The following is a 7,593-nucleotide window of genomic DNA, read 5'->3' on the forward strand; positions in this document are numbered from 1 at the left end:
GCCCGCCACCGCCCCGGCCCCCTGCGGCCGCGGCCGGGCTCACTCCCGCGAGGACTCCCGCGAGCAGTCGCGCGGGGGCTCCAGTTTGACGCCCACACCGCGCAGTGTGTGCAGATAGCGGGGGTTGGCCGCGGTCTCGCCCAGCTTCCTGCGGAGCCAGGAGAGATGGACGTCGATGGTCTGGTCGTCGCCGTAGCTCTGCTGCCAGACCTCCGCCAGCAGCTCCCTGCGCGGCACGACGACCCCGGGGCGCTGCGCGAGGAAGGCCAGCAGGTCGAACTCCCGGCGCGTCAGGTCCAGGGGGCGGCCGTCGAGTTCGGCCTGCCGCCGCAGCGGGTCGATGACCAGCCCGCCGGCCCGTATCGCCCGGTCCGCCTCCGCGCCCGCACCTCCGCCGCCCGCGCCCGCGCGGCGCAGCACGGCGGCCATTCGGGCGGACAGGTGCTCCACGGAGAACGGCTTGACCAGGTAGTCGTCGGCACCGTCGTTGAGCAGCCGGACGATCTCGGCCTCGTCGTCCCGCGCGGTGGCGATGATCACGGGCACCTGGGTGATCCCGCGCAGCATCTTCAGCGCCTCGGCCCCGTCCAGGTCCGGCAGCCCGAGATCGAGGATCACCACGTCGAAACCGAGGTGCGCGACCTCCCGCAGCGCCTCCAGGGCCGTTCCGACGCTGCGTACGGTGTGGGAGGCCTCCGTCAGATGCCTGATCAGGGCGGAGCGTACGAACTGGTCGTCCTCGACGACGAGTACACGTGCCATGGGCGGCACGGTACGGCATGCGCGGGCGCATCGAGGAGGCTCCGGACGCGGCCGCGCGGCCGCGAGCGCGAGGAACTCGGAAAAGCGGCTAGGGTGCGCGGGATGCGACGAGGACTGGTTCACGCGGGCGCGTGGGTGCTGGCCACCGGGTCGGCGGTGACCCTGTCCTGGTTCGGTGTGCGCACCGTGGTGTCACAGGCCGCGTACGACCTGCCGCGGATGCCGCCGCTGGCCTCGGACACGCCGGCGCCGTCCGCCTCGCGCGACAGTCCCGAGCCGGAGACCGCCTCCACCCGGCGGCCCAGAGCGTCCTCGACCGCCCGTTCGCCGGGGACGTCCGGGCCGTCCGTCTCGCGCGGCTCCGCCGGGGCCCGACGGGACGCCGGACCGGGCGGGGGCACCGCGAGCACCGGCGGGACGTCCGGGAACGTGGAGAGCCGCGAGGTGCGCGGCGGCCGGGTCGCCTTCGACCTGGGCCGGGACTCGGCCGACCTCGTCTCCGCTTCCCCCGCCCCCGGCTGGGGGATGCGGGTGTGGCAGGGGAGCCGGTGGATACGGGTCACCTTCACCCGGGGCGAGGAGGCGTCGTCGGTCTTCTGCGTCTGGGACGGCACCCCGCCGCGGGTGACGGTCGACGAGCACGGGGGCTGACGCCCCGGGGCGGCGGGGTGCGGCACCGGGGCTCAGCGCCGCTGGAAGACCCGCGCGGGCGGCTGCGGCGAGGGGGTGGCGGTGGCGTCCGTGACGGGGGCGGCGCCCCCGGTGAAATCGGCCAGCGCGCGGCCGTGTTCGACCCGGCCGGGGTGCGGGTCGCCCGCCGCGCGCCGGGTGATCGCGGCCACGGGCAGGGCCCGGTCGGAGGCGGCCAGGACGGCGTTGCCGAAGCGCCGCCCGCGCAGTACGGCGGGGTCGGCGATCAGGCACAGTTCGGGGAAGACGGCGGCGGCGGTGGCGACCTGCGCGCGCAGGTGGGCCAGCGGCGGCCCGTCGGCGAGGTTGGCGGCGTAGAGCCCTCCGGGGCACAGCACCCGCCGGACCTCGGCGAGGAACTCCGCACTGGTCAGATGGGCGGGGGTGCGGGCGCCGCCGAAGACGTCCGCGACGATCAGGTCGGCCCCGTTCTCGGGGAGCTTCGCGAGCCCGGCGCGGGCGTCGCCGCCGCGCACCCGTATCCGCCAGGCGCCCTCCAGCGGCAGCTCGCGGCGGACCAGGGCGGTCAGCGCGGCGTCCGCCTCGAAGACCTGCTGGGTGGAGCGCGGCCGGGTGGCGGCGGTGTAGCGGGCGAGGGTGAGCCCGCCGCCGCCGAGGTGCACCGCCCGCAGCGGTCGTCCGGGCGGCGCGGCGAGGTCGATCAGATGGCCGATCCGGCGCTGGTACTCGAAGTCCAGGTGCGTCGGGTCGTCGAGGTCCACATGGGACTGCGGTGCGCCGTCGAGCAGCAGCGTCCAGGCGCGCGGCCGGTCCGGGTCCGGCAGGAGCTGGGCCAGTCCGCCGTCGACCGGCTCGCTCACCGGCTCCCTGGTCCGCCTGCCGCCCTCGCGCCGCCGTCCGTTCCTCGCCACACGGTCCAGTATCACCCGTACGGCCCACCCGCGCCCCGTGGGACCTCTCCGGTGCTCAGGAACCCCCCTCGGCGGCGGCGATCGTACGGGCCGCCTCGCTCAGCGCGGCGCGCAGCCGCGCGGGCTCGGTGGTGCCCGCCTGCGCGTTCTCCGGGGACACCAGCCATCCGGTACCCGCCACCGGCGGGTCCGAGGGCCGGCCGGAGCGGCGGTGGGCCGGGACGCAGACGCTGCCCGGCAGGTCCCATCCGTCCGCGGTGCCGGGCGGAACCAGGAAGCCGAGGGTGCCGCCCGCTCCGTCGTGCAGCACCGGGCCCACGCACTCGCGCAGGCGCAGGATGTCGACGGCCTCCAGACCGTGCCGCGCGGGCACGGTCACCAGTTCACAGGGCGCGTCCGGCATTCCGGCGGGCGGCGGGCCGCCGGTCTCGCAGCCGGTGTCCAGCACGGGGGAACCTCCTCCTGGGTCGTCCTCCACGTTCGCTACACAGGGCTCAACGAACCGGTCTGTCAACCGCTACGGCGCAATGCCGCCGCAAAGGATGGCAGTTGATGGCAAATCACGTGTTGGATATCCCGTTTGTCTGCAAAACATCTCGTATCTTCCGTGAGGCGGCCGGTACGGTCCCGGCCATGGCGTCGTCACCGTCACCCTCAGCACCGGCGGGTCCGGGCCGCCAGCCCAATCTGGCCTTCCGGCGGTTGCGCGGGCGGCTCTCGCCCGGGGAGTTCGCGGCGGCCGTCCGCAGGGCGGCCCGGGAGATAGGCGAGAACGTCTCCTGTGACGCCCGGTACGTCGGGCGGGTGGAGGCCGGGGAGATCCGCTGCCCCAACTACGCCTACGAGCGCGTGTTCCTGCACATGTACCCGGGGTACTCGCTGACCGATCTGGGCTTCGAGCCCCGTCAGGCGGTTCGCGGGCGCGCCACGCGCGGACGAGGGGCGTACGACACCGCGGGCACACCCGAAGACGCCCGTATCCGCCCCGGTTCCCCCCTCCCGGAGCCGTCCTGCCCGACCCGCGATCCGAGCCACGGCCCGAGCGATCGCCCGACCGACGAGGAGAACGACGTGCTGCGTCGCGCGTTCATGACCGGCGGCCCGGCCGCAGTGGCGGCGGTGTCCCTGGACCCCCTGGCGCGCCCGGCCGCCGCCGCGGCCCGGAGCGGCCGGCCCGGCGCGGCCGAGGCCGCGGCCGTCGAGGAGACGGTGCGCGGCATCCGGCTGCTCGACGACCGGTACGGCGCCGACCGCCTCTACCACCGGGCCGACGGCGCCCTGCGGACCGCGTACGACCTGCTGGACGCGGGTGCCCGGCGGCAGCCGACCGCCGACCGGCTGCACTCCTGGACCGGTGAACTGGCCCTGTCCGTGGGCTGGCTGGCCCACGACTCGGGCCGTCTGGCCGAGGCCCGCCCGCACTACGCCGAGGCCCTGGCCATCGCCCGGGTGGCCGGGGACGCGGCCCTGGAGGCGCACGCCTTCTGCAACACCTCCTTCCTCGCCCGCGACGCCGGACGCCCCCGGGAGGCGGTACGGGCCGCGCAGGCCGGGCAGCACATCGCCCGCCACCTGGGCTCGGCGCGGCTGCTGTCGCTGCTGGCGGCGCGCGAGGCGGGCGGCTGGGCCCTCCTCGCCGACCGCACGGCCTGCGAGGAGTCCCTGAGTCGGGCGCGGACGCTGTTCGAGCACGGCCCCCGCGACGCCGACCCGGAGTGGATGACCTTCTACGGCGAGGCCGAACTGAACGGTCTGGAGGCGCAGTGCTGGGCGGCGCTGGGCGACTGGGGGCGCGCGGCACGCCGCGCGCGCCGCGCGGTGGCCCTCCAGGATCCGCACTTCACGCGCAACACCGCCCTGTTCACCGCCGAACTGGCGGGCGACCTCGCCGGCGGGGGCGAGGTGGAGGAGGCCGCCGGGTCCGCCGGCCGGGCGCTGGACCTGCTCGGGCAGGTGCGTTCCTCCCGCGTCGGCGGGATGCTCGACGGCACCGCCCGGCGGCTGCGCCACCACCGGGGCGTCCCGGCCGTCGCAAACTTCCTGGACCGCATGGCCGAGAGGGCGCGGCCGGCCTGACGGCGGCCCGCCGCCCGTCCGTCACCGCCCCGGCCGGTCCAGGTGGCCCCGGTCGTTCCAGCTCTCCACGGCCGGCTCCCCGTAGGCCCAGCCCAGCACCGACAGCGCTCCCGCGTCCAGGCGCAACCGTGCGGCGAAGGACGGGTCCAGGCCCAGCCAGCGCGCGCCCAGCACCCGGAGCAGATGGCCGTGCGCGAAGACGAGCACGTCACGCTCCGCCGACCGCGCCCAGGCGACCACCTCGTCGGCGCGGGCGGCGACCTGCGCCAGGCGCTCGCCGCCGGCCACGCCGTCGCTCCAGATGAGCCAGTCCTGCCCCGCCCGCTCCCTGATGCCGTCCGGGGTCAGCCCCTCGTACGCGCCGTAGTCCCACTCCAGCAGCGCGTCCCAGTCGGCGGCCCGCTCCCCGAAGCCCGCCAGGTCGCAGGTCTCCCTGGCCCTCGACAGCGGGCTGGTGCGGACCTCGACGTCCGGCAGCCCGTCCCAGGGCGCGCCTCTGAGCCGCTCCCCCAGGGCCCGCGCCATGCCGCGCCCCTCCTCCAGCAGGGGGACGTCGGTGCGGCCGGTGTGCCGCCCGGACCGGGACCATGCGGTCTGGCCGTGCCGGACCGCCAGGATGCGCGCTGCCATTGCATGCCTTCCGTAAGGGACTCCCGGCACCGCCGCCGGGCTCACGGCCATCATCGCGCGCCGGGCCCGTGCTCCGTCGCGCCGAGCCCGTACATCGGCCGTCCGCCGCCGGCGAGGACGGGGGTGAGGAGCACCGCCGACCACCACACACCGGGCACGTCGGCGGGCTGGGCCGCGAACGTCCGGCGGGTGACGCGTTCGCGGGCAGCGGCCCGCTCCGGCGGTTTCGGGCGACCTCAACTCCACCGGTGTCACAGGCGGATGCCACACTTCCGCGGGTGAGCTACAACCCCGACAGCCAACCGACGACAGCCCTGCGGCGGCGGCTCGCCGAGCTGCGCGGCGCCGACGTCGCGCCCCGGCCGATGGACGCGCGGGCGCTCGCCGCGCTGGCCGCCAACCCGGGCTGCCGCCGCCGGGCGCTGCTGGACGGCGCCGGGGTGGACAAGGGCGCGCTGGCGCAGGCGCTCGGCTCCCCCGCGCCCTTCGGGCAGTCGCAGTTCGCGTTCGTCCGCGGCCACGCCTTCGAGGCACGGGTGAAGGGGGACGGCGGCGCCGAGCTGATGCGCCTGGTCCACTCGCGCACCGCCGCGGCGGACACCCCGGCCCCCGAGCCCGGCGAGGTGTCCGTGCCCGACCTGTCGGCGCCCGGCCCGGAAGGGCGCGCGGAGCGCACCCGGCAGGCGCTGGAGCGGGCCACCGCCGACGGCGGCTGGACACTGCTGGACCACCCGATGGTGCGGCTGGAGGTGGCCGGATCCCACGTGCACCTGGAGCCCGACGCGGTGGCGGTCCACCCGGACGGGCGCTGGACGGTGGTGGAGATCAAGTCCTTCCCGATCCTGGACGGTTCCGCCGATCCGGCCAAGGTCGGCGCCGCGGCCCGGCAGGCGGCCGTCTACGCCCTGGCGCTGGAGGCGCTCAGCACGCCCGGCGGCCGGGTGGACGACCGGGCGCTGCTGGTCTGCCCGAAGGACTTCTCCAACCTTCCCACCGCCGAGGCGGTCGACCTGCGCAGGCAGATCGCCACCACCCGGCGGCAGCTCGCCCGGCTGACGCGGCTGGACGAGATCGCCGCAGCGCTCCCCGAGGGCGCCACCTTCGACCCGGCCCGCCCGCCCGCCGAACTGGCCGGTTCCGTCGAGTCGGTGCCGGCCGCCTACGCGCCGCAGTGCCTGTCCACCTGCGAACTGGCCTTCCACTGCCGCGACCGCGCCCGGTCCGAGGGCTCGGTGGAGGTGCTGGGCCGCGAGGTCCGCGGGGAGCTGGGCGGACTGACCACGGTCGAGGCGGTCCTGGCGGCCGCCCGCGGCGAGGCGCGCGACACCGCGGACCACTCCCCGGACGAGCCCGCCGGGGATCCGGCCGCCGCCGCGCTGCGCCGCGCGGCCAGGCTGCGGGCCGAGGCCCTCGCGGCCGCGGGGAGGCCCTGATGTCGCTGGTGACCACCCTGGCCCGGATCGAGGCCGCGGCCGCGGGCCGGGCGCGGCCCGTGGCGACGGTGCGCCACCGGCACCTGGCCGAGCGGCCCCTGGTCCTGGTGCCGCTGACCACCGCCGGCGAGGTCGGCGCCCCGCTGGGCGCGATGGTGGGGACGGACCGGGACGCGCCCCGTCTGCTGGTCGTCCCCCAGCCGCGCGACCGAACGCTGCGCTTCGCCTTCCTCGCCGAGCTGGCCGACGCCGTACTGCCCCATCTGGAATCCGCGCAGGACGAGGTGGAGCTCGTCGAGCGCTCCGAGACCGACCCGGAGACGGGGAGGAAGGCGAAGGTCGAGGTCGAGCTGTGCGCGGACGCGCCGCAGCTGGTCGTGCCCAGCACCGCGGGCGTCGCCTACGTACGGCTGCTGGGCCGGTCCATGCGCTTCCGCCGCACCGCCGAGGAGGACCCGCGGGCCGCCCACCCCGCCCCGCCCCGGCTGCCGCTGCTGGGGCGGGGCCTGACGCACTACGGGGAGCGGGCCCGGGTGCCCGGCTCCTCGCTGCTGCTGGCCGTCACCGAGGTGCTGGGCCGCCACTGGGCCACGGGCCAGAGCCGTCTGGAGGACCAGCACCTGGGCGCCCTGCTGGCCTGGATCACCGCCGGGGAGGGCGAGTCGGGCGCGGAGGCAGCCCTCCGCGCCGAGCTGGCCCGCGACCGCGACGGGCTGCTGCTCACCCCGCCCGCGGGCCCGGCCACCGACCCGGCCTTCGACAACCGCCGCCTGGCCCCGGCCGTCGCGCGGTACGACGCGGGGCTGCCCGGCGCCGAGGCGGAGATCCGCGAACTGGTCGCCTCCCAGCTGCGGCCCACCTGGGACGCGGTGTGGCAGGGCCTGGACCTGCTGCGCGCGCTGCCGCCGGGCGCGCACGTCGCCGACCGCTGGAAGCGTGACCGCTGGTCCTACACCGCCCACCGCGACCGGGTGCGCGCCGGCGAGCCGCCGCAGCCCAGGCGCGACGACGCGGTGACGGCGGCCCGCAAGCTCGCCGCGCGGGAGACGGCCCAGGCCGAACTGGCCGCCCAGGAGGCGCTGGACGACCCTCTGGTGATGGCTCAGCGGCGGATGGCCGGGGAGGCGTTC

The 7,593-nt window shown here is 76.9% G+C and carries 8 protein-coding genes; 4 read left to right on the plus strand and 4 right to left on the minus strand.

Features of this window, described 5'->3' with window-relative positions; translation table 11 throughout:
- Positions 1-39: 39 nt before the first annotated feature.
- Entirely contained in the window at positions 40-762 is a 723-nt protein-coding gene (locus L7D48_RS01950) for a response regulator transcription factor (RefSeq protein WP_237876748.1), read from the minus strand.
- Positions 763-864: 102 nt separating this feature from the next.
- Between L7D48_RS01950 and L7D48_RS01955 the strand changes: the two genes are divergently transcribed.
- Positions 865-1,413 (plus strand): hypothetical protein, encoded by a 549-nt coding sequence (locus L7D48_RS01955; RefSeq protein WP_237876750.1) that lies wholly within the window; start codon positions 865-867, stop codon positions 1,411-1,413.
- A gap of 32 nt (positions 1,414-1,445) precedes the next feature.
- Here L7D48_RS01955 and L7D48_RS01960 read toward each other — a convergent pair whose 3' ends face one another.
- Positions 1,446-2,324, minus strand: a complete 879-nt coding sequence (locus tag L7D48_RS01960; protein WP_237876752.1) for a spermidine synthase — start codon at positions 2,322-2,324, stop codon at positions 1,446-1,448.
- Positions 2,325-2,379: 55 nt separating this feature from the next.
- Positions 2,380-2,727 (minus strand): hypothetical protein, encoded by a 348-nt coding sequence (locus tag L7D48_RS01965; protein ID WP_237876796.1) that lies wholly within the window; start codon positions 2,725-2,727, stop codon positions 2,380-2,382.
- Between the two features lie 230 nt (positions 2,728-2,957).
- Here L7D48_RS01965 and L7D48_RS01970 point away from each other — a divergent pair, with 230 nt between their 5' ends.
- Entirely contained in the window at positions 2,958-4,400 is a 1,443-nt protein-coding gene (locus tag L7D48_RS01970) for a hypothetical protein (RefSeq protein ID WP_237876754.1), read from the plus strand.
- A gap of 21 nt (positions 4,401-4,421) precedes the next feature.
- On the opposite strand, the gene L7D48_RS01975 is transcribed toward L7D48_RS01970, so the two are convergent.
- Entirely contained in the window at positions 4,422-5,030 is a 609-nt protein-coding gene (locus L7D48_RS01975; protein ID WP_237876757.1) for a histidine phosphatase family protein, read from the minus strand.
- 278 nt (positions 5,031-5,308) lie between these two features.
- Here L7D48_RS01975 and L7D48_RS01980 point away from each other — a divergent pair, with 278 nt between their 5' ends.
- Together L7D48_RS01980 and L7D48_RS01985 are read left to right on the plus strand one after the other, a co-directional pair.
- Positions 5,309-6,463: a hypothetical protein gene (locus tag L7D48_RS01980; RefSeq protein ID WP_237876759.1), complete on the plus strand. Its 1,155-nt coding sequence runs from the start codon at positions 5,309-5,311 to the stop codon at positions 6,461-6,463.
- A partial coding sequence (locus L7D48_RS01985; RefSeq protein ID WP_237876761.1) for a hypothetical protein occupies positions 6,463-7,593 on the plus strand: 1,131 nt, incomplete at its 3' end. The genes L7D48_RS01980 and L7D48_RS01985, both read left to right, overlap by 1 nt.

This window comes from Streptomyces sp. ICN903, assembly GCF_022015835.1.
In the GTDB taxonomy this organism is placed as follows: Bacteria; Actinomycetota; Actinomycetes; order Streptomycetales; family Streptomycetaceae; genus Streptomyces; species Streptomyces fenghuangensis.

Coding starts and splice junctions, on each gene's coding strand:
- L7D48_RS01965 (WP_237876796.1), bottom strand. CDS start 2,727: ATGCCGGACGCGCCCTGTGAACTGGTGACCGTGCCCGCGCGGCACGGT.
- L7D48_RS01970 (WP_237876754.1), top strand. CDS start 2,958: ATGGCGTCGTCACCGTCACCCTCAGCACCGGCGGGTCCGGGCCGCCAG.
- L7D48_RS01975 (WP_237876757.1), bottom strand. CDS start 5,030: ATGGCAGCGCGCATCCTGGCGGTCCGGCACGGCCAGACCGCATGGTCC.
- L7D48_RS01955 (WP_237876750.1), top strand. CDS start 865: ATGCGACGAGGACTGGTTCACGCGGGCGCGTGGGTGCTGGCCACCGGG.
- L7D48_RS01950 (WP_237876748.1), bottom strand. CDS start 762: ATGGCACGTGTACTCGTCGTCGAGGACGACCAGTTCGTACGCTCCGCC.